This is a genomic window from Alcanivorax sp. UBA3183, assembly GCF_002364155.1.
Classification (GTDB): Bacteria; Pseudomonadota; Gammaproteobacteria; order Pseudomonadales; family Alcanivoracaceae; genus Alcanivorax; species Alcanivorax jadensis.
This window is the reverse complement of record NZ_DEXN01000006.1, coordinates 32,356-53,023: the sequence shown is the minus strand read 5'-3', so window position 1 is coordinate 53,023 and position 20,668 is coordinate 32,356. Positions and strand designations below refer to the sequence as shown.

The 20,668-nt window shown below is 59.9% G+C and carries 21 protein-coding genes, 1 tRNA gene and 1 other RNA gene; 7 read left to right on the top strand and 16 right to left on the bottom strand.

Features of this window, described 5'->3' with window-relative positions; all coding sequences use genetic code 11:
* On the top strand, nt 1-567 hold a 567-nt coding region (locus tag B3Q33_RS01525), incomplete at its 5' end, for a putative solute-binding protein (RefSeq protein ID WP_286826635.1).
* 161 nt (nt 568-728) lie between these two features.
* On the opposite strand, the gene B3Q33_RS01520 is transcribed toward B3Q33_RS01525, so the two are convergent.
* The 5 genes from B3Q33_RS01520 to ffs all read right to left on the bottom strand — a co-directional run bounded on the left by B3Q33_RS01520 (nt 729) and on the right by ffs (nt 5,276).
* Nucleotides 729-1,871, bottom strand: a complete 1,143-nt coding sequence (locus B3Q33_RS01520) for an acyl-CoA dehydrogenase family protein (protein ID WP_272961699.1) — start codon at nt 1,869-1,871, stop codon at nt 729-731.
* Between the two features lie 348 nt (nt 1,872-2,219).
* Nucleotides 2,220-2,822, bottom strand: coding sequence for a recombination mediator RecR (recR, locus tag B3Q33_RS01515; protein WP_035246491.1), 603 nt, complete (start codon nt 2,820-2,822; stop codon nt 2,220-2,222).
* Nucleotides 2,823-2,834: 12 nt separating this feature from the next.
* Nucleotides 2,835-3,152 (bottom strand): YbaB/EbfC family nucleoid-associated protein, encoded by a 318-nt coding sequence (locus tag B3Q33_RS01510; RefSeq protein WP_272961727.1) that lies wholly within the window; start codon nt 3,150-3,152, stop codon nt 2,835-2,837.
* A 28-nt stretch (nt 3,153-3,180) separates the two neighbouring features.
* Complete coding sequence (gene dnaX / locus B3Q33_RS01505) at nt 3,181-5,043, bottom strand: DNA polymerase III subunit gamma/tau (protein ID WP_272961700.1); 1,863 nt, start codon at nt 5,041-5,043, stop codon at nt 3,181-3,183.
* Nucleotides 5,044-5,179: 136 nt separating this feature from the next.
* An RNA gene (gene ffs / locus B3Q33_RS01500) (signal recognition particle sRNA small type) lies at nt 5,180-5,276 on the bottom strand.
* 170 nt (nt 5,277-5,446) lie between these two features.
* Here ffs and gap point away from each other — a divergent pair.
* Nucleotides 5,447-6,463, top strand: coding sequence for a type I glyceraldehyde-3-phosphate dehydrogenase (gap, locus tag B3Q33_RS01495; RefSeq protein ID WP_035246865.1), 1,017 nt, complete (start codon nt 5,447-5,449; stop codon nt 6,461-6,463).
* Between the two features lie 99 nt (nt 6,464-6,562).
* Here the strand turns inward: gap and B3Q33_RS01490 are convergent, their stop codons facing one another.
* The 5 genes from B3Q33_RS01490 to B3Q33_RS01470 all read right to left on the bottom strand — a co-directional run bounded on the left by B3Q33_RS01490 (nt 6,563) and on the right by B3Q33_RS01470 (nt 11,081).
* Nucleotides 6,563-7,081: a hypothetical protein gene (locus B3Q33_RS01490; protein WP_272975514.1), complete on the bottom strand. Its 519-nt coding sequence runs from the start codon at nt 7,079-7,081 to the stop codon at nt 6,563-6,565.
* A gap of 229 nt (nt 7,082-7,310) precedes the next feature.
* On the bottom strand, nt 7,311-7,760 hold the full coding sequence (locus B3Q33_RS01485) for an Hsp20 family protein (protein WP_035246484.1): 450 nt from the start codon (nt 7,758-7,760) through the stop codon (nt 7,311-7,313).
* Nucleotides 7,761-7,930: 170 nt separating this feature from the next.
* Nucleotides 7,931-9,985: a hypothetical protein gene (locus tag B3Q33_RS01480; RefSeq protein WP_272975515.1), complete on the bottom strand. Its 2,055-nt coding sequence runs from the start codon at nt 9,983-9,985 to the stop codon at nt 7,931-7,933.
* A complete protein-coding gene (locus B3Q33_RS01475) occupies nt 9,934-10,599 on the bottom strand; it encodes a 2OG-Fe(II) oxygenase (protein WP_272975516.1) in 666 nt (221 codons plus the stop codon). Before B3Q33_RS01475 ends, B3Q33_RS01480 begins: the two co-directional genes overlap by 52 nt.
* 14 nt (nt 10,600-10,613) lie before the next feature.
* Entirely contained in the window at nt 10,614-11,081 is a 468-nt protein-coding gene (locus B3Q33_RS01470; protein ID WP_035246481.1) for a YbjN domain-containing protein, read from the bottom strand.
* A gap of 168 nt (nt 11,082-11,249) precedes the next feature.
* On the opposite strand from B3Q33_RS01470, the gene B3Q33_RS01465 reads away from it, so the two are divergent.
* The 5 genes from B3Q33_RS01465 to B3Q33_RS01445 all read left to right on the top strand — a co-directional run bounded on the left by B3Q33_RS01465 (nt 11,250) and on the right by B3Q33_RS01445 (nt 15,114).
* A complete protein-coding gene (locus B3Q33_RS01465; RefSeq protein ID WP_272961704.1) occupies nt 11,250-11,936 on the top strand; it encodes a hypothetical protein in 687 nt (228 codons plus the stop codon).
* Nucleotides 11,937-12,213: 277 nt separating this feature from the next.
* Nucleotides 12,214-12,762: a PadR family transcriptional regulator gene (locus B3Q33_RS01460; protein ID WP_035246477.1), complete on the top strand. Its 549-nt coding sequence runs from the start codon at nt 12,214-12,216 to the stop codon at nt 12,760-12,762.
* Nucleotides 12,759-13,571: a DUF1853 family protein gene (locus B3Q33_RS01455; RefSeq protein ID WP_273009262.1), complete on the top strand. Its 813-nt coding sequence runs from the start codon at nt 12,759-12,761 to the stop codon at nt 13,569-13,571. Before B3Q33_RS01460 ends, B3Q33_RS01455 begins: the two co-directional genes overlap by 4 nt.
* Nucleotides 13,568-14,602: a DUF2804 domain-containing protein gene (locus B3Q33_RS01450; RefSeq protein WP_272961706.1), complete on the top strand. Its 1,035-nt coding sequence runs from the start codon at nt 13,568-13,570 to the stop codon at nt 14,600-14,602. Before B3Q33_RS01455 ends, B3Q33_RS01450 begins: the two co-directional genes overlap by 4 nt.
* The gene (locus B3Q33_RS01445) at nt 14,596-15,114 is read left to right on the top strand and encodes a DUF4282 domain-containing protein (RefSeq protein ID WP_035246473.1); all 519 of its coding nucleotides are present in this window, start codon (nt 14,596-14,598) and stop codon (nt 15,112-15,114) included. Before B3Q33_RS01450 ends, B3Q33_RS01445 begins: the two co-directional genes overlap by 7 nt.
* Nucleotides 15,115-15,328: 214 nt before the next feature.
* Here the strand turns inward: B3Q33_RS01445 and B3Q33_RS01440 are convergent, their stop codons facing one another.
* From B3Q33_RS01440 to csrA, 6 genes are all read right to left on the bottom strand, one after another.
* Nucleotides 15,329-17,479 carry an acetyl-CoA hydrolase/transferase C-terminal domain-containing protein gene (locus B3Q33_RS01440; protein WP_272975519.1) on the bottom strand — a complete coding sequence of 717 codons (2,151 nt, stop codon included), beginning with the start codon at nt 17,477-17,479 and terminating at the stop codon, nt 15,329-15,331.
* 12 nt (nt 17,480-17,491) lie between these two features.
* Nucleotides 17,492-17,824, bottom strand: a complete 333-nt coding sequence (locus tag B3Q33_RS01435; protein ID WP_035246469.1) for a DMT family transporter — start codon at nt 17,822-17,824, stop codon at nt 17,492-17,494.
* Between the two features lie 8 nt (nt 17,825-17,832).
* Complete coding sequence (locus B3Q33_RS01430; RefSeq protein WP_272961708.1) at nt 17,833-18,837, bottom strand: CobW family GTP-binding protein; 1,005 nt, start codon at nt 18,835-18,837, stop codon at nt 17,833-17,835.
* Nucleotides 18,838-18,841: 4 nt separating this feature from the next.
* On the bottom strand, nt 18,842-19,876 hold the full coding sequence (pyrC, locus tag B3Q33_RS01425) for a dihydroorotase (RefSeq protein WP_035246466.1): 1,035 nt from the start codon (nt 19,874-19,876) through the stop codon (nt 18,842-18,844).
* Nucleotides 19,877-20,104: 228 nt separating this feature from the next.
* Nucleotides 20,105-20,194: transfer RNA gene (locus B3Q33_RS01420), tRNA-Ser, on the bottom strand.
* 103 nt (nt 20,195-20,297) lie between these two features.
* Complete coding sequence (gene csrA / locus B3Q33_RS01415) at nt 20,298-20,486, bottom strand: carbon storage regulator CsrA (RefSeq protein ID WP_011589077.1); 189 nt, start codon at nt 20,484-20,486, stop codon at nt 20,298-20,300.
* Nucleotides 20,487-20,668 lie beyond the last annotated feature (182 nt).

The following is a 20,668-nucleotide window of genomic DNA, read 5'->3' as shown; positions in this document are numbered from 1 at the left end:
GCCTATGTCTTCGTGAACGACCGGGAAATCAACTCTCTGGCCAAGGCAGCCGGGAAGCGTGTGGCAGTGCTGGAATATGATGAAACCCAGGCCATTCTGGTTTCCCAGGTGGGTGCGACCCCGGTGGGTTCCGATGTGACCAACTTCTCCACCAAATTCAACAACGGCGTGGTCGATGTCATCGCCGCTCCACTGGTGGCCTATGATGCGCTGGAGCTCTACAAGGGCCTGAGCCCGGATGGCGGCATCATCGACTACCCGCTAGCTCAACTGACCATTCAGCTGGTGGCCAAGAAAGACCGCTTCCCCGCCGACATGGCACAGAAATCACGCGAGTATTTCTATAACAACCTGAATCGCATTACCGAACAGCTAGACAAGGAAGCCGAAAAGGTCGACCCGCGCTGGTGGGTGCAGATTCCGGATGCGGATAAAAACGAATATGAAGTGATGATGCAGGAAGCCCGTAACCAACTGCGCGACCAAGGCTATTACGACCAGGACATGCTTGGCCTGCTACGCAAGGTGCGCTGCAAGATGGATCCGACGCGGGCGGAGTGCACCTAGGAAAGCAGTTGAAAGTTTCAAGTTGAAAGTTACAACGCGAGATAGTCCGTCTCGTTGTTAACGCAAAGAGGCCGCGCCCAAAGTTTGGGCGCGGCCTCTTGCATTTCAGTTCCTGAAACAGGCAGGCGCGTTGCAACTTGGAACTTTCAACTTGTAACTCATCAAAGCCCCAACTGCTTGGCGATCACCTCATTCATGATCTCGTGGGTGCCGCCGCCGATGGAGAGGATGCGGTTGTCGCGATACAGGCGTTCGACTACGGTGCCTCGCATGTAGCCGCTGCCGCCGAATAGTTGCACCGCGTCGTAGGTAACCCGGTCGGCACAGCGGGTAGCCACGTTCTTGGCCATGGACACGTCCAGCACGCAGTTTTCGCCCGCAGCAATCTTTGCGGCCACCCGATAGGTGAACTCGGTGCTGGCTTTCACATCAGTGGCCATTTCCGCCAGCTTGTGACGAGTGACCTGGAACCCGGCCAGGGGACGGCCAAAGGCTTCCCGTTCTTTCACGTAGCGCATGGCTTCATCCAGGGCCAGCTGAGCGGTGCTGTTGGCGGTGACCGCCAGCACCAGGCGCTCCATCTGGAAGTTACTCATGATGCAGTAGAAGCCGCCATTTTCCGGGCCGATCAGGTTTTCCGCCGGCACACGGCAATCCTCGAAAAACAGCTCAGCGGTGTCGGACGCCCACCAGCCCATCTTCTTCAGCTTGCGGCCCACGGAGAAGCCTGGGGTGCCCTTCTCAACCAGCAACAGGCTGATACCGCCGTAGCCCTTGTCGCCGGTGCGCACTGCCACGGTATAATAATCTGCACGCACGCCGCTGGTGATGAAGGTTTTGGCGCCGTTTACCACATAGTGATCGCCATCACGCACCGCGCGAGTGCGCAGGTTGGCCACATCGGAACCGCCATTGGGCTCGGTAATGGCCAGGGCGGAGATCTTCTGCCCACCGATTACCTCCGGCACCACCTTCTGCTTCATGGCATCGCTGCCCCACTTCCAGATCGGCGGCAGACCAATATCCAGGGAGCCCAGGCTGGCGCACAGGCCACCGGACGAACACCGCACCAGCTCCTCGCAGGCGGCAATCTTCATGAACACATCTTCGCCGGTACCGCCGAATTCTTCCGGGGCATTGATGCTCAGGATGCCGGCATCAGCGGCCTTGTTGTACAGCTCGCGGGGGAATTCACCGGCTTCTTCCCAGTCATCCACATGGGGCAGGATTTCCCTTTCCACGAATTTGCGAACGGTCTCGCGCACCATCTGGTGGGTTTCATTGAAATAATCCAACGCGCTCACAGGGCCTCCTTTTATTAGCTAACCTAGCGCTTGCTTGGTTTTGACCTTAGCAGAGTGTGTGCGAGGAAGGCTATACAGGAGAAAGGTTTGTGTGGCTTGGAACAGGAAGAGTGGGGATTCTTTTGGCAGGAGAGCCACTTTGTTGGCCTAATGGGCGCCGCATTATTCAACATCAATCGGAATCTGCTCATTACCTCGCTGACGCTCGGTTCGCATGTCGCAGATCTCCCTTGGAGGCAAGCATGCGTTATTCGCTACGCTCCGTTCCTAGAAGCGGCTTCTTGGAAATGGCGAGCCCCCGGGAGTTTTCCACCCTTTCCCTATCCAATCGAGCCTAGCTCGTAGCCGTCAGCTTTCGAAAGGTCGGCGGCCTCTGAGCGCCTGGGCCAGCGTAGCACCATCAACGAACTCCAGGTCGCCGCCCATGGGCACGCCCTGGGCGATACGGCTGACAGTGATGCCGGCCTCCTGGGCCAGATCCAGCACATAGTGGGCGGTGGCTTCGCCTTCCACGGTGGTGCCGGTCGCCAGAATCAATTCGTTGATTTCGCCTTGCTTCAAACGCTGCTCGAGCACATCCAGGCCCAGTTCCCGGGGACCGATGCCATCCAGGGGCGACAATTCGCCCATCAGTACGAAGTACTGACCGCGGTATTCGCCGGACTGCTCGAAGGCCAGCACATCCGCCGGCGTGGCGACGATACAGACCAGGGTGGAATCCCGGCGGGCATCGCTGCACACCGGGCAGAGTTCTTCTTCCGCGTAATTGCGGCAGCGCTGACAGTGTTGCACACCATCCATGGCCGCATGCAGGGCATTGCCCAGACGGCGCCCCTCTTCCCGACCACGGTCCAGCAGGGAATAGGCCATGCGCTGGGCGGAGCGGGGCCCGACACCGGGCAGGCAGGTAAAGGCGTGGATCAACTGGTCAACCAGCGGTGCATGCTTCACAGGCAATGCCCCTTACGGCTTGAAGCCTGGCGGAAAGGGAAAACCACCGGCCATATTCTGCATGTTGTCCTGCTGCTGCTTTTCCACCCGACGCACGGCATCGTTGACGGCAGCGGCCAGCAGGTCTTCCAGCAGCTCCTTGTCTTCGCTCATCAGCGAAGCATCAATGTCCACGCCCTTGACGTCGTGACGACCATTCATGGTCACCTTGACCAGGCCGGCACCGGACTCGCCGGTAACTTCCGCATTGGCGGCCTCGTCCTGCATTTTTTTCATCTTCTCCTGCATGGCCTGGGCCTGCTGCATGAGAGAGTTGATATCGAAATCCATCATTGTCTCCACCCGGCCTGACCGGGAGTTATTCCACTGTTTCTTTTGGCGTTACGCTGCCTTCGTCCAGCCGGCCATCAAAGGTGCTGACCAGCTGCTGTACCACCGGATCCTCATGCAGGGTTCGGGTGGCATCGACCAGCAGTTCCTGACGGCGGGCTTCGGCCATGGCCTCCGGGGTATCACCGGCCCGGCGTTCGTAATCCACCTGGATCTGGATGCGCCGCTGGAAATAATTTTCCAGTGCGCCACTCAACTCATCCAGCCGTTCCCGGTTGACCAGCACCTCGTGTCCGGTGCTGATACGCAAGGTCCAGACCGTGTCTTCCCGGCTCACCAACACCGCGTTGCGAGCGATATTGCGTACCGTGCCGTCCAGGTCCAGACGCAGCAGCAGAGCGGCCCACCAGGTGGCCACCTCAGATTCGCTGGTCGGTTCCTGCAGCGGCGCCAGCGGCGGCTCTTCTACCGCGTCCTGCGTCGGTCGCTCTGCAACAGCTTCCGGCACTGGCTCCGGTGTGGACTCAGGTTCAGGCTGGGGCGGCTCGGGCTCCGCTTGAACGGGCTCCGGCGCAGCCTGCTCGCGTGGCTCAGGAGTCGGGCTTTCCACCTGGGCCAGGGCGGCGGATGTGGGGCCACCTTGAGACACCGATTCCACTACCGGACTGGCAGCGGGCTGGGCGGTGGGTGGCGTGGGCGGCGTCGGGGCAGCAGCGGGCCGATCCAGCAGGGCTCGCAAATCCGGTTTGCCGCCAGCTTCTGCTGACGGCGCCGCTGCTTCAGGCTTTTTTACGCCGGCGTGTTCCCCCCGAGTCGGCAAGACCCCTTTGGGGGTAAACAGCACCATGCGCAGCAACAGCATTTCCAGCGCCGCGCGGCTGTCAGGGGCATCCTGAAGATCCCGGCGACCACGCACGGCCACATCGTAATACAGCTGAACCTGTTCAGCGCTTAGCGCCGCCGCCAACTGGGTAATGGTCTCGTCATGGCTGCCCGGTACGGCCTGACAGACTGCCAGCTGGTGGAGCTGACTGATCAACTCGTCCAGCAGCGCCAGTTCCCCAGGACAATGCTCGCTGACAGTGGCCAGCGCCTGCAGCACCCCGGCCGGTTCCTGCTCCGCCAGCGCCACCAGCAGGGTCAGTACATGGTTGCGATCCACGGTACCCAGCATGGCGTTCACCGCCTCGCTGCTGAGCTGCTCGCTGCCAAAGGCAATGGCCTGGTCGGTCAGGCTGAGCGCATCGCGCATGGAGCCCTGAGCCGCCTTGCCCAGGGCCAGCAGGGCCGGCGCCTCGTAGCGGATCATTTCCTTGTCCAGCAGGGCCTGAAGATGGCCGGCGATCTGCTCCGCCGGCAACGCCTTGAGGCTGAACTGCAGACAGCGGGACAGCACCGTCACCGGCAGCTTCTGCGGATCGGTGGTGGCCAGCAGGAATTTCACATGGGGCGGTGGTTCTTCCAGGGTCTTGAGCAGCGCATTGAAGGAATGCGCCGACAGCATGTGCACCTCATCGATGAGGTAGACCTTGTAGCGGCCCCGGGTCGGCGCGTACTGCACGTTGTCGAGCAGCTCGCGGGTATCTTCCACCTTGGTACGGCTGGCCGCATCCACTTCGATCAAGTCCACGAAGCGGCCTTCGCCGATTTCCACACAGGTGGGGCAGACCCCACAGGGACGGGCACTGACACCCTGTTCGCAATTCAGGCAACGGGACAGGATGCGCGCGATGGTGGTCTTGCCCACCCCGCGGGTGCCGGTGAACAGATAGGCATGGTGCAGGCGATCCTGATCCAGCGCATGCATCAGGGCCCTGGAGACGTGCTCCTGCCCCACCAGCTCATCAAAGGTGCGGGGACGATATTTACGGGCAAGAACCTGATAACTCATAGCACTCCAGCGGCAATCGTGGCCACCAACAATAACGGCTTGGGAAGGGCCTTATGCTATCGAAGTTCACCGGGGGAGGACAGTGCGGAAGCGTGTTGCGTGAAGGCGTGCGGCGTGTAGCAGAATTTGGAGGTCTTCCCGCCAGCCACACCCCGGCACACGAGTCCACTGCTACCGTTGCTCCCTTCCGGGCCTGGCGGAGTTCACAGTCTGTCGTTGCGGGGGGACCGACGGGTCGACCATAACGCGCCTGCGGCCAAGGCTGCAGAGCGAGGGCGCATTGTGGCCAAAGCGACCGGCCATTGCAAGATAGGCCCAGTCCATCTGCCTAAAGCTTGATCAGGCTGGCCGTGATGACAGCCCGGGTCTACACTGAAAGTCTATGGTGGACGGAGAGTGTACCGTGACAAGCAGCAAGAAGATTCGTATTGCCATCAACGGCTTTGGCCGCATCGGTCGCTGTATTGTCCGGGCGATCAGTGAACATCCCGCCGGCGACCGCTTCGAACTGGTTGCCATTAACGATCTGGCAGATTTTGATGTGCTCGCCCACTTGCTGGCCTTCGACAGCACCCACGGCCGCTGGCCACACTCCGTGCATTACGACGGCAACCACCTGGAAATCAATGGCCACCGGATTCCCTGTTTCGCCGAAAGCCGGCTGGAAGACCTGCCCTGGACATCGCTGGCACCGGACCTGGTGATCGAATGCGCAGGCAAGTACAAGACCCGGGATGCCTTGAACGGTCACCTTGAAGCCGGCGCCACCCGGGTTCTGGCCAGCTACCCGGTGAACGACGCCGATGCCACTGTAGTCTATGGCGTCAATCATGCCGTACTGGGTAGCGAGCAGCAGATTGTCTCCAACGCCTCCTGCACCACCAACTGCCTGGCGCCCATGGTGGCAGTGCTGGATCAGGCCTTTACGGTTCGCCAGGGCCTGATGACCACCATCCACAGCTATACCAACGACCAGAACCTGGTGGACAAGGCCCACGGGGATTTGCTGCGCGCCCGGGCGGCAGCGGTGAACATGATCCCCACCAGCACCGGTGCCGCGAAAGCCGTGGGACTGGTACTGCCCCATCTGCAAGGGCGACTGGATGGCCTGGCGGTGCGAGTGCCGACCCTGAATGTGTCACTGGTGGATTTGACCGTCACCCTGGAGCAGGTGGAATCCCTGGAGCAGGTCCATGAGGCTCTTAGCAATGCTGCCCATGGCGATCTGCAGGGTGTGCTGGCAGTGAATCACCTGCCGCTGGTCTCCAGCGACTTCAACCACCTGCCCTACTCCTGCGTGGTGGATACCAATCACAGCCGATTACTGGGCCAACAGCTGAAACTGCTGGCCTGGTACGACAACGAGTGGGGGTTCAGCCACCGCATGCTGGACGTGGCGGCGTATTGGATGGACGCCTGAAACCGGGCGTGAGCATTATCCGCCCCGTTGGAGCCTTGCCTGCAAGGCGCATTGCGTGACTAACCCCTTCGCCTTGCAAGCAAGGCTCCAACGAGGGTCTCAATCAAACGGACTGAAGTGCTCCTCGCGTCCGGCTTCTTCCGCTTCGTGGCGATGCCCTTGCATGACCTTTTCCACCTTGCTGGCCTGCACCTCATCATCGGCATCCACCATCATCAGATAGTCACCCTGCTCCACCCGGTCCAGATAGGGCGTCAGGTGATGGCTGCGGGACGACACCCCGCGCAGGCCACCCAGCCAGGCCCCGAAACAGGTACCGAACAGGGTCACGCCGATGATCGCGCCGGTGTCCAGCTGCATACCCCAGGGGTCAGCGCCGGCCAGCAGAAAACCGGCCAACAGGCCCACAGCCATGCCGCCCAGCGCGCCCACAAAGCCGGAGTGCATGATATCGGTTTCTTCCCAGGGGGTAGCTGTATGCACATGGGCCTGGGCCATGGCCGAGCTGTCATTGCCCATCACATGCAGGCGATTTTCACCGATACCCGCCTGGCGCAGATCTGTGGTTATCCCCTGAACAGAGGTCAGTGATTTGGCGAAGTAATACAGACGTTTCATTGCATGCCGCTCCCTGTGGCTGACAATGGGGTTGGGTTTGCAGAGTTCCGGCCCTCCTGGCCTGGATAACAGCGACTCTGCACTGATCCGGTGAGCATGATCAGTCTCCGCTTAAGACCCTTTGGTTATATCGGGTCGATGCCACTACGCATCACTCCCAAACTAGCAAAAAGGGGCCTTATCGGCCCCTTAACTATGTCACAGAAAACGCGTCACAAAGTGCAGCGATTTAATTACGATTTGTTGGCGATTGTTCACCTTCAACGGGGATTATCCGGGGCTTCTTTTCCTCGGGAACCACACGGTTCAATGTCACCGTGAGCAGGCCATCGGTAAGGCCGGCGCCGTCCACTTCCACGTGATCCGCCAGCTTGAAGGTACGTTCGAATGCTCGCCGGGCGATACCCTGATGCAACCAGGTACGCTCACCGTCATTCTGCGGCGCCAGATTACCGCGAATGCGCAGCTCATTTTCCTGGACCGTGATCTCGATATCATCGCGACCAAAACCGGCCACCGCCATCACGATACGGTAACGACCATCGCTTTCGCGGATAATGTCGTAAGGCGGGTAACCGTTGGACTGGTCCGCACGCAGTGCGGCATCCAGCAGTTCATCAAAGCGATCGAAGCCCACGGAATGGCGAAACAAAGGGGCAAGGGAAAATCCGGTATTCATCACACATATCCTCATTCCATCATCACCAGCAGACCCCGCAGGCATCCACTGGCAAACGGTTAGGTTCACAGTTATGAGTGACGCAGAACCCGCAGCCACAAAACAGTGTCAGTCAGGTTCCAACCGGCCGGGTTGTCACAGTGAAATAAATGGGGATAGAGGAAATACTTTCAAGACCCGGGAAGGATTTTTACCGAGGTCTGCTGGGGCATCATTACAAAGCCAGCCGGCGCCTGTTGTGGCAGGGTGGTGGCCGTCACCGGGATGCGGGTTGCCTTGCCGTCAAAACGCACCGGCACCCGCACGCACAACCGCTCGCCGGCGGTCACCGGCCAGCCGGCGTTCTGCCCGCTCTGCCATTGCTCGCTATCCCCGGAACAGGCCCGGTCCATCAACAGACCACGCACCGCCGGGTGATCACTGTGGAATTGTACCTGCCCGGTCACCGGCGCCCGGTATTCAAAGGTCAGCACTGCGATACTGCCCGGTGCCAGTACCGTGTCGTCAGGCGCCTGCCAGCCCGGTTCCGCGATCAGGCCCAGCGGCAACGGCCCGGAATGGCGATCGGCGCTGGCAGTCACCTGCCAGCGAATCTGGCTGTCTTTACGCTGACCCGGCTTGCCGTTAAGTGAAGGCAACTGCGGCAACCTCTTCCCTGTCGGCAACGACAGTGACAACCACAATGTCTGGCCACGACTCTGCGCTTCCGACAAGCGGAACTGGAAGGCCCCGGACGCACCGGAGGTGGTGGTCTTTTGCCAATCGCTGGCCGGGTCCTGCAAGGTCAGCGTCAGACCGGGCAAGGGCGCTTCGCCACCCTCGCGACGCTGATTGAACGCCTGGCCACCGCCAGCCCCGTTATCCTCGAACAACACGCCGGTAAGCCAGTGACCGGCGGGGCGACAACGAAATCCTGCCTCGGCACCCGCCACCGACAGGGAATGAAAGCCCGGCCAACCGCGCTCGCCCCGGGCCAGCAACTGACCATCGCCACCCAGGCCACCGTCTTTGGCCCCGGCACCCCCCGCATGCTTGATGGTGACGGCCAGCGAATCGGTGACCGGGAGATCCAGCCACAGGGTGCCGCCACTACCACCACCCCCGCCCACATCGGCAGCAGCGCTGCCTGCCAGACCGCGCAAATCCAGGGCTCCCTGACCCTGCAGGCCGGCGGCCCTGACCAGCAGTAGCCCACCGCCGTTACCGCCCTGGCCGCCATCACCCTGGCGTCTGGCGGCGGCACCGCCGCCACCGCCCAGCACCAACACCCGGGGAGCGGGATGGCCACCCCGGCCACCGCCTTCCGCCGGCAGTCCGTGGCCACCAGGCGCCCCGTTGCCACCACCGCCACCGTTACCCAGCCGCTGGTGGGATAAATCCAGGCCATTACCCCCGCCCCCGGCATTGGCGGGGGCACCGCGCCCCATGTCGCCGCCGGGATAACCCGTACCGGTATCCAGCAGCAACACCGGTGTACCGGCAAGGCCCTCCCCTTTGCTGGCGTGATGGCCGTAACCGGCTTGCCGATCCTGAACCGACGGCGCCGGATAGCGCCAATCTGCCGGCCGCCCCAGCGCTCCCTGCAAGGACAAGGCCGGGCCACCGCGGAAACCGGCACCCGCCACCGACAACCGGTGCCCGTTCAGGGTTACCTTGCGGCGCACATCCACCGCCAGCACACCACCGGTGTAACCATCCCAGGGCAGCGCCCGGGCATCCTGCTGCAACGAGAAATGCTCGTACTGGGGTACCCGCACCAGCTGCCATCGGCGGCGCCCTTGCTCGCCGCTGGCCGGTGCATTCACATAGCTGTGTATCAGGCCACCACCGGCACCGTCGCCCTGAATCCACACCTGCTCTCCCTCCACACGGTCCACCCGCACCCACTCTGCCACCAAGCCATGCCCCTGAAGCTGGCCATAACCGGTACGGTTGGCAGTGCTCATGGAGGCGCTCTGCACTTGCAGTAGCAGAACCAGGTCACCGGCATGCAGGGAAATGTGGCCGCGTTGGCGAGTCAGGGAAAAGGTACGGGTGCCCGGGGAGAGGGTCTGGGTGTCCGGGCCGGTGAAATAGCTGTTGATGAGGGCATCATTGCCGCCCTGGCCATCGCGACCGGGGTTGGCACAGACCGTCGCCCACGCGCCGCTCTGCCCCAGCAGCAGGGCAAGTATCAGCGCGGTGGATCGAGCCAGTCGGCGGTGGTGTTGTTGCAGCGAAACCATCCGGCAATACTGTAGCGTTCCCGGGTGGCTGCCAAGACTTCGTGGGGAATTTTCTCGCTGAGGAAAGCCACCAGAGTGCCGGCACGGGGTTCCACTTCGCTGGCCACGCCCTGGGCATCAGGCTCCGGCCACAGCCGCAGGCGCCCGCCCCACTGGCTCTGCCAGCCTTCGTTCAGGTACAACACCACGGACAACAGGCGCCCGTTATTGCCGTTGAAGGCATCCAGATGACGCTGGTAATTATCACCGGGCCCGTAAATGGCAAAGTGTGATTCCAGCTCGAACAGCCCCATGAAAAGAGACCGGTTCACCGCCACCCGCAAGCTTTCCAGACCTTCCAGCAACTGACACTGGGCCAGGGTTTCTCCCCTTAGCCAACAGGTCCGATCACTGCGAACCCGGGTGTCTTTCTGGTGCACCTGGCGCCGACCAATACCGGCCAGCTGAAACTCACCCTGCCGGTCACGATGCTGCGCTTCCTCGCGCAGGGCTCGCACCAGTGACAAGGGGAAATAACCGGGAGAAATGGCATAGCCATGCTGGACCAACCCGTCGATAAGTCCGTCCAGGCGATCGCCGCCGACGCCACCCAGTGAATCCACATTGTCTTGCACGCTGGTGCTCCCGATTAATGCAGTGCCTCGCCGGCACCACTATCCATCTCGTCCGGCCAGATCAGCCAGTTAAACTCCTGGCCTTCATCCAGCAATTGCACCGTGGCATCCACGGTGGCCTGGACAAAGTAGATGAACTGCTCGAAGGAAACGCCGTGACGGCCCAGCAGCAGGTCGCAGGCAACCAGCCGGGGCAGAGAATCGTCGCTCACATCCAGGAACAGCTTGATGGACGGATACGCCATGTTCAGCCGGGTCAGCTCCGCCTGCACGGCAAACAGGGCCGACGGGCGCAATTCCAGCTCGGTGGTCAGCAGGATGCCATCCTCTTCCACGAACACACGGGCATCCACCACCCCTTCGCGCTCCTGCAACTCGGACAGGTGCAACCCATGGCAGTGCTCACAGATGTAATGCCGAATATTCGCTTGCTGGAGCCACTGTTTTACCCGCTCCGCATCCGCATTGACGACGCCTAACATGATTTCTCCTAGCCTACCCCGCAGGGCGCGAATCATCTTCCATTGGAACACAAAAAGAAATAGCTGAGTCGTGCCATCAGGAATAGTCAGGCCACGCCATTTTCGGTCATTTGAGCCCGCGGCCAGGCTGGGTATGATTCCTTCATCCCTCGCTTCAGGACCCGAATAATGACAATACCTCACGTTGCCTTCCGCTCCAGCGATATCCTGCATGAGAAAACCGACGGCTTTATCCGTCGCATGCAGGGTGACGCCTCCCGGCCAGAGCCCAAGGAGATCGAAGCGATCATGGGCATCTTCATCGACGAGGCCCTCAACGCCTTTCTGACCCGGGCCGCCGAGGCAGCCCAGTTATCCCCGGGCATGATGAAAGTGGTCCGCATGACCACCCAGACCATCAGCAAGACCACCTACCTGGTGGTCAGCCGCAGCGCCAAAAAACTGGATCTGCAGCAGAATCGCGCTGCCGCCGACTACATGGATCTGGTTCGTCAGCCCGCTCCCGGCGAGAATTTCTGGTACGTGGCGTTCCCGGTGGATGAGGAAATGGCTGCCCTGGGGAAAAGCCTGCCCGGCCTGTGCGAGGAAAATCCCGAAAAGGCGCGACAAGAGCTGGTGCGCTACCTGCTGGCACTAACCGATCAGGCCATCGAATGGTATTTCGAGCGGCCCATGGCCTTGCTGCAATTCGGCCCGGTACTGCGCAAGTTAGCCAGCATGGGTGTGGAGACCACCCGCAAGGCATCTCGCAGTCTGATCAACAGCCTGGTCCCCAAACTGAACGCAGAACAGCTCAAGGCCTCCGCGGAGTTTCAGGCAAGCCAGCTGATCCCGCTTCCCCCCCGTTCCGCCTGACCGGCAACGTCCAAAATCCTGTCATTGCTGACAGGATTTTGGACTACTCCCTGTGCTCCAAATCTTGTAAGCCTGACTGAAACAATCTTTTCCTTTATGGCCTGCTCGGCCTACAGAGTGCATCCCTTTTGATAACAATTACTTACATTGCACTTTGGCTGTGGTGTAAGTTCACCAAGTTTTTACAAAACTACTTATTCAACGGATTGCGCAGCAATAACACGGCTCTCTACTATCAAAATAGTATTACGCCACATAATAAAACGAGGAGTGAGCCGTGTCTTTGCGCCATGCCATACTTGTCCTGCTTCAAGATCAGGAAGCCAGCGGTTACGACCTCGCTCGCGAATTTGCTAACAGCATTGGGCTGGTATGGAACGCCACCCATCAGCAAATTTACCTGGAGCTGGGAAAACTCAATGACCAGCATATGGTGAAATTTCGCCATATCCCCCAGGATGGCAAACCGGACAAAAAATTGTACCGGATCACGGAAGAAGGCCGCGACGAGTTGATTCGATGGCTTCGAAAACCCGCAGCCCCACCGCGCATCCGCGACGCCTTTATGGTAAAAATTGCAGGTGGTGCCCTGTCGGATTCGTCGTCGATCCTGCGCGAGCTGGATGACCAGGCGGACCTGCGTCGTGAGCGTCTGCATACCTTCGAGGCACTGGCCAGGAAACTGGATGAACAGGGCCGTGAAAAGGATCTGTTTACCTATCTGACCCTGCGCCGGGGTATTCTCGATCAACAGGCCTGGCTTCACTGGGCTGATGAGGTAAAAACAGCATTAAACAAACGCGAGATTCTATCCACTTCAGCATGACCACAGCCTCTCATACACCAGCTGGCCTGCTGCGCTGGCTGGTGGAGGCCCCATCCCTCCTGCCCTGTCCTCCTCCCTGCCGGGATGCCGGCGAGCTGCTAAAACGCGAATACCAACTCGACCCGGGGTTGCCGGAACGGGCCTCACTGCGTCTGCAGGCACACACGCCAGCAAGACGACTGGGGCTGATGTTCGAGCAATGGGTATCCGCGATGGTAGATGCCAGCAACAATCTAGAGCGAATTGCCAGTAATCTGCCCTTTCGCCACCAGGGCCGCACACTGGGGGAGCTGGACCTGCTGGTCCGCGATCACCTGGACGGAAAGCTGTGGCACTGGGAGCTGGCCCTGAAATTTTACCTGGGCACAGAGCAGGCCTGGTTTGGCCCCAACAGCCACGACACCCTGGACCGCAAGGCCCGCCATCTGTTCGACCAGCAGCTGCCGCGTTCCTCCATGCCGGAAGTGCGCACCCAGCTTGCCGAGCAAGGTTGGCAGCCGGATGGCACCGCCTTGCTGAGCCGGGGACGGCTGTTCTACCGGCAGCATACCCCCACCTCGGGCCAGCAACCCCACCCGGGCCATGAACGGGGCTGGTGGCTACCCAGCGACGCCCTGGATGACGGCGAATGGTCAATTGTTGAGCGGCCTTACTGGCCCTGTCCGTTCATGTCGGACAAAAGTACCACTTTGATTGCTACCCCCACCCTGATTGACTATGTTGAAACCCGTCAACGCCCCCTCATGGTGACCCAACGCCATCGTGATACACCGGGTTTTATTGTTCCTGTCAGCTGGCCAAACACATGAACTTTCAGCCTCAACCCCTGGCACTGGTAGACAACCAGGGCCAGGTCGCCCTTGGCGTCTTTCCCGAGACCGTCGCCACCATCAACGGTCGCGAGGCGGATTACCGCACCCCCATGGGTCAGCCCGCGCCACGTTTTGCCCGGCATTTTCATTACAAGCAGTTCCAGTATTTCGGCGTTATCAGCCAGGAGCTGCTGGCCGGCTGTGCCCTGGCCCATACCGCCTACCTAGGGATGGCGTTTTTTTACATCTTTGAGCCCCGCACCGGGCGCTTACGAGAATATACTTGGCGCTCGCCGTTGGGCCGGGAACTGAACATGTCCACGTCACCAAGGCATGGTGAAAGCCACTTTCAGCGCCGCGGCGTGGATATCCGCCTGGGCTACCAGGAGCAGGACGGCGCACTGAGCAAAACCCTGCAGGTGGACCTGAAGGACCTGTCGCTGAATGTACAGATGGACGAGGGCCCGGAGTATCAGCCCATGTCCTTGTGTACCCGCACCGGCGTCAATGGCTGGGTGTACGCCAATAAAGTCGCCGGTCGCACTGTCACCGGCACCCTGCAGCAGGACGGCAATCACCAGGATCTGGCCGAGCTGGGCGCCAGCGGCCACCACGATTTTTCCGCCGGCTATATGCGCCGCGAAACATTCTGGAACTGGGCGTGCCTGTCCGCCCTGATCGGCAGCACACGGGTGGGATTGAATCTGTCCTGCGGCGTCAACGAAACCACATTTTCAGAAAACTGCCTGTGGGTGGACGATCAGCTGATCCCCACCGGCGGTGTGATCTTTGAATACAACCGGGATGATCTGATGCAACCCTGGACCCTGCGCAGTCAGTGCGGGCAGGTATCGCTTCGCTTCACCCCCAATGGCAATCATCGCGAACGGATGAACCTGGGCCTGTTTGCCAGCAATTTCAATCAGCTGTTTGGCCGCTTCGATGGCGAGCTCCGACTCAAGGACGGACGCACCCTGACCATTGACGGGCAATACGGTTTTGTCGAGGAGCAGTACGCAAAATGGTAGAGAATAATCAGCACATAACACCGGAAAAACAAACGGAAAAATTCGGTGACCGTATGCGCCGCGGACTCTTCTGGGTTGTGCAGTACTGGCGCGAGCTGTTCAACTTCAAGTTCGACAAATACATGATCATTCAGGTGCTGCCCGGCGTCTACGGGATCGCTCTGGTAGCCATTGCCTGCGGTCTGGTCTACGTCTGCGTGGAAGCCTTTATGGCTTCAACCTGGCGTGGGCTGTTCTACTTTTTCTTCGCCGCACCACTGACGTTTCTGGTACTGGCATCGGTACTGCGCGCCCTGCTGGAGTTTTACATGGTGGTGTTCAAGATGTCCGAACATGTGGACGAACTGGTGGGCCTGAGGGATACCGTGGATCGCCTCTCCGGCATCAGCGACAGCGTCGACGAAATGGTGGCGGTCACCCGCCGCATTCCGTTCTGGCGAGCACTGTCCAGCAACCCCGCCAAGACACGTTCCAAAAAAGCCGATCAGGTAGAGGAAAGGAAAAGCGCCTGATCAGGCGCTTTCAAAATCCGCTTTTACCACAGAGGTCACAGAGAACACGGAGAGAATGCTTTTCTGTAGGAGCGGCGCTCGAGCCGCGAATAGGCTTAAGAAGGTTGATTCCACACCTTAACTCCATTCGCGGCTCAAGCGCCGCTCCTACGATTACGCAGGGTGCGGTTCTCCTCGCTCATCGCACCCTGCGGAAGATTCCCACGCATCAATATCAGCGCGTGGCTTCCAGCGCCGTCAGCAACAACCGCTGGTAAAGGTGGGCGCGGATTCCGTGCGGATCGCCCAGCGCCATGCGTTCCATTTCGGCAGCGAAATCGCTTTCGCTTCCCTCCTCGAACAACGCCTTTCGACCCAATTTCAGATATTCCTTCTGGCTGACTTTTTCCTTAAGCCAGGTCAGCCCCTTGAGCAGCCGTTGCTCCACGTCATTGAAATCTGACCCCAACGGGAAAGTGGGGAACGCCTTGTCACCATGCCGTTCAGCGATCTCGTGAAGATGCTCCGGATTGTTACGCCGATAAGATTCCGGGATCTGGTAATCCCTACGCAGCTTGCCGGCGGCCTGGGCTTCTTCCATCAGTTCGATCTGGAAACGACTGTCGGCCACATTGAGCATGGCCATCACCACTTCCTCATCGGTCTTGCCGCGCAGATCTGCCACCCCGTATTCGGTGACTACCACATCGCGCAAATGGCGAGGGATGGTGTTGTGACCATAGCGGAACAGCACATTGCTCATGGCCTCGCCGGCGCGTTCACGCCAGGCACGAACCATCAGGATGGAACGGGCCCCTTCCAGTTCATGGGCCTGGCTGACAAAGTTGTACTGCCCGCCTACCCCACTGAGTACCCGACCATCTTCCACCTGGTCGGCCACTGCCGCCCCAAGAAGAGTCACAGTGAAAGCGGTATTCACAAAACGGGCATCCTGGCGCTGCAAGCGCTTGAGGGTTTCATCACCGTAAAGATGATTGATGAAGCTGATGTGGGTCATGTTGATGGCAGCCCGGCTCGCCGCATCCATCTCACGAAGGCGTGCATAGAACGCCTGGGGCCCCAGGAAGAAGCCACCATGCATGACCACGCCACCGGCCAGCTCTTCGCCGAATACCGCCTTGAGAGCCTCCCGGGTAGCGCGGTCATCAAGGTCGTTGGCCACGCGGATATCATTGGGCAGCACCAGTTCATCACCGTGCTTTTCAACATCGTGACGGAAAATTCCGAAGCGTTTCAGCTGACGCAAGTGGTCATGATTAAGACGACGGCGAATGGCATCCTGCTCACGCAGAGCATCCAGCAGGGCCAGACCGGGCTTGGCCGGGTTATGCATTTCCAGCTGCTGCAGCGGTGCCCAGTCATACACCGGGCGGCGGATAATGCCATCATCAATCAGCGTCAGCAGACCATGAGTCATCATCTCGCTGCATCCGTACAGCCCCTCACGGAAAGACCCGGTGCCCCCCTCGCTATCGACCAGTTCCTGGTGGCTTTTCGGTAGCGACCAGGCATTAAGCAGGGACTGATAGAGATCGTTATCCTGCTCGCGCAGACGCAAATGATGTACCAGCGCATCTCCCAGGGCGCCGATACCGATCTGCAACGTACCGCCGTCCTTGATCAGGGTGCTGGCATGCAAGCCGACAAAGTGGTCCTGAATATTCACCGGCATGTTCGGGGTGCTGAACAGCCGCGTATGCCCCTGGGGATCGTCCAGCAGGATATCCATCTCAGCCAGCCAGTCATCCACCCGGGCATCGTTTTCCATAAAGGGCAGGTCCCGGTGCACCTGCCCCACGGAGATGATGGTCTCGCCGGCATCCCGGCGCGCCTTGAGCAGCGGCATCAGATCCAGAGTCACTTCCGGGTTACAGGAAAAACTGTAGCAATCACTGTCGTCTTCCTGCCGATGCGCGAGCATCTGCGCCACCACATTGACCTTGCGAGCGTTGAGATCCCGAGCCACGTGGGTGTAGTTGCTGCTGATGTAATGCTGCTGGGCGCTGTCGCTGCCCAGCATGCTGCCTGGCTGCACAAAGAATTCGAAGACGCGGATATTATCCGGCAGGGCACTGCGTTTCTGGGGCTTCAGATAAGCCAGTTCTTCATAGTCGCCGAACAAGCGATCGGCGAAAGGATTGAGAAAGCGTTTTTCCAGATCACTGCCGGCACCCGGCTTGCCCAGGGACAGGGCGGTATAGATATCCAGGGACAGAGAGGAATCCTTTTCCACCCGGGCATAAAGCGCATTCACAAAACGGTTTGGCTTGCCCAGTCCCAGCGGCATGGCCAGGCGAATTTCGCCACCGGTCTGCTCGATCACATAATCCACTGCCTGTTCGGCATTCTGCATCCGCTCTGTCACGGGAACTCCTTGTTATTCAATGTGCATGGTGCGCGATACGAACGTTACCAGCACCACACCAAGTACGATAAACGCCATACCGATCACTGCCGGCAAGTCCGGTTGCTGGCGAAAAAACAGCGCCCCGACAAGCGCAATCAATACAATACCGACACCGGCCCACACCGCATAGGCAATCCCCATGGGTACCGTACGCAGGGTCAACGACAGGGCATAAAAAGCGATACTGTAGCCCACCACAGTCACCACAGAAGGCCACAGCCGGGTGAATCCCTGGGAGGCATTCAGCGCGCTGGTCGCCACCACTTCAGCGAGGATGGCTACGGCAAGGTATAGATAACCCATGTCGGATCCTATTGATCGGCAAGCTGTGTCAGCAAGGTTTCCCAGTGTGCCAGTTGTTGTTGCGCAAAGTCAGCCTGGGGATGGCGAACAATCAGTACCAATCGGGTGAGCCTATCCTGATCCGGCCATTGATTCAGCGGGCCAAGCGCCGGCTCACTGCCTTCCACCCATTGCACCAGCAAGGGCCCATCCAGGCCGTCCACGCGCAACAGGCCTTTTACCCGGATCAGGGCATCACCGCATTGCTCGGCAAGCTGCTTGAGGGCGGCCTGCCAAAGAGGCCAGGACAACACTCCATCCCAGCGCAGTGAAGCGCTATACAGCTGGTGACGGGATGATGGGGTAACCGGTGACTGTGTCGACAACAGCGAGCCGCCCGGTTGCACCGGCGCAAAACTGCCGGTGACCCGGCAGCGGCGGGGAAATGACTGTGCCAGCAGATCCACCGGGGCCGGTTCCGAGTAAATGTGCGCGGTGACATTCAGGGCAGCCAGTTGCGCCTTCAGAGCCGCCAGGGCTTGCGGCTCACAGTGCGCTGTTTTGGACAACAGCAAGGCATCGGCAGCATGGATCTGTTCCAGCCACTCAGGATGACGCTCCAGGCTACGGACCCCGGCCAGCGCATCCACCACGGTCAGTACCGACTGGCAGAAAAATCGTTTCTTCAACCAGGGATCCTGCTCCAGCGGTGCGGTGACACCGAAGGGATCGGCAGCGCCGGTGGTTTCCAGCACCAGCATGGAAAACGCCGGTAGCTCACCATTCTTGCGCGCCATGAAGAGATTGCGCAGGGTGCTCGACAGAGAACCTTGTATCACGCAACACAGGCAGCCACCGGCCAGCAAGGTTACCGGTACCCGCCCCGGGCCGGTGAGGTGCTGGTCGATGCCGATATCGCCCAGCTCATTGATGATCACCGCCAGGTCCTGGCGCTCACTGAGCCAGCGGTTGAGCAGCGTGGTCTTGCCGCTGCCCAGAAACCCGCTCAGGACAACGACCGGCAAGCGTTCCATTCAATCAGCCCAGGGACCAGGGCAGTTGCTGACCAGCGTAGAAAGGCACCATAGCCTCCCCGGCCGCATCAATCACCTCGGGCACGGACCAGGGCTTGCGCACCAGGGTCACCGTGTCGGTATGGCGGGGCAAACCGTAGAAATCCGCGCCGAAATGGCTGGCAAAGCCTTCCAGCTTGTCCAGCGCGTTGTGCTGCTCGAGAAAGCTGGCATACAGCGGCAACGCCGCCCGCGCGGAATAGCAACCGGCACAGCCACAGGCCGCTTCTTTCTTGTTGCGCGCATGGGGCGCGGAATCGGTGCCCAGGAAGAAACGGTGATGACCTTCCAGCACCGCCTGCTGGATCGTTTCCTGGTGCTGGCGACGCTTGAGGATCGGCAGACAGTAGTTGTGCGGGCGCACCCCTCCCACCAGCATATCGTTACGGTTCATCAGCAAATGTTGCGGCGTCACTGTCGCCGCCGTCAGCTCACTGGCCTCGCGCACAAAGTGAATGCCTTCTGCCGTTGTCACATGCTCGAAGACAATCCGCAGGCCGGGAAACTGGCGGCGGATATCATTGAGGTAACGATCGATAAAGACTTTTTCACGGTCAAAAATATCAATGTCTGCATCGGTGACTTCACCGTGAACCAGCAGCGGCACATCGTGTTTTTCCATGGCCGCGTAGAGATGGGTGATCTTGCCCGGATCGGTGACGCCACTGTCGGAGTTAGTGGTAGCACCGGCCGGGTACAGCTTGAAGGCATGCACGAAGTCACTCTTCGCGGCCCGCGCCACCTCTTCCACCGAGGTGGTATCGGTCAGGTACAACACCATCAACGGCTCGAAGGCGACGCCCGCAGGCACCTGAGCCAGAATTCGCTGCCGGTACTCGTCGGCCTGGGCCACCGTATTCACCGGCGGGGTCAGGTTGGGCATGACAATGGCACGGCCAAACACGTTCGCCGTGGCCGGCACCGTCTCGGCGAGCAGAGCGCCGTCGCGGAAATGCAGATGCCAGTCGTCAGGGCGGGCGATGGTCAGGGTGTCAGTCATGGCGTCACCTTGGGTCGGAGTTTTTCGGGGTACATAGTGTAGCGCAACTGCGAGGCCGGGCGGGTTGAAAATGTTTGCTTGTAAGTATGAGCGCGGCTCGTTAGGGCGCTTTTTGCGTGAGAGCCTGAATCATTGAGGCGTGACGAGTGAGGAAAATCGGAGGGGCTTCGCCTGGTGAGCAAGGCTGCAACGAAAAACGCCCCGCAGTGCGGGGCGTTTTTTTATATATGGCGGAGAGGGCGGGATTCGAACCCGCGATACGGTAACCCGTATGGTTCCTTAGCAGGGAACTGGTTTCAGCCACTCACCCACCTCTCCGGAATGCGGTCATATTGTCAGCTTGGAATGTGGGCTCTTGCCGGCCTGTTTCCAAACTCGCCGCGCATCATAACGATTTTGCGGAGAAAATACAGCCCAAAAATCAGGCAGACTCACCGTCTGATGATTTTTCGTGCTGAATTCGCTGGTAGATTTCTTCCCGATGCACGGCAACCTCTTTCGGTGCATTCACACCGATACGAACCTGGTTACCTTTTACACCCAGGACAGTCACAGTGACTTCATCACCTACCATCAGGGTCTCACCAACTCGACGCGTAAGAATTAACATAATGATCCCTCCTGGGGTCCTTCAATTTCCGTGAGCGCATGCCGTACCTGAGGCTCGCGGGTTGCCGTCCTTGACGACTCCTTGGTGCGGGACCATTTACCCACCCCTGGCACGGGGGCGGTAGTATGCCTGAAGCGTATTCGTAAGTCTCTCCGTGAAGGGGGGCGAGACCAACCGGTCGT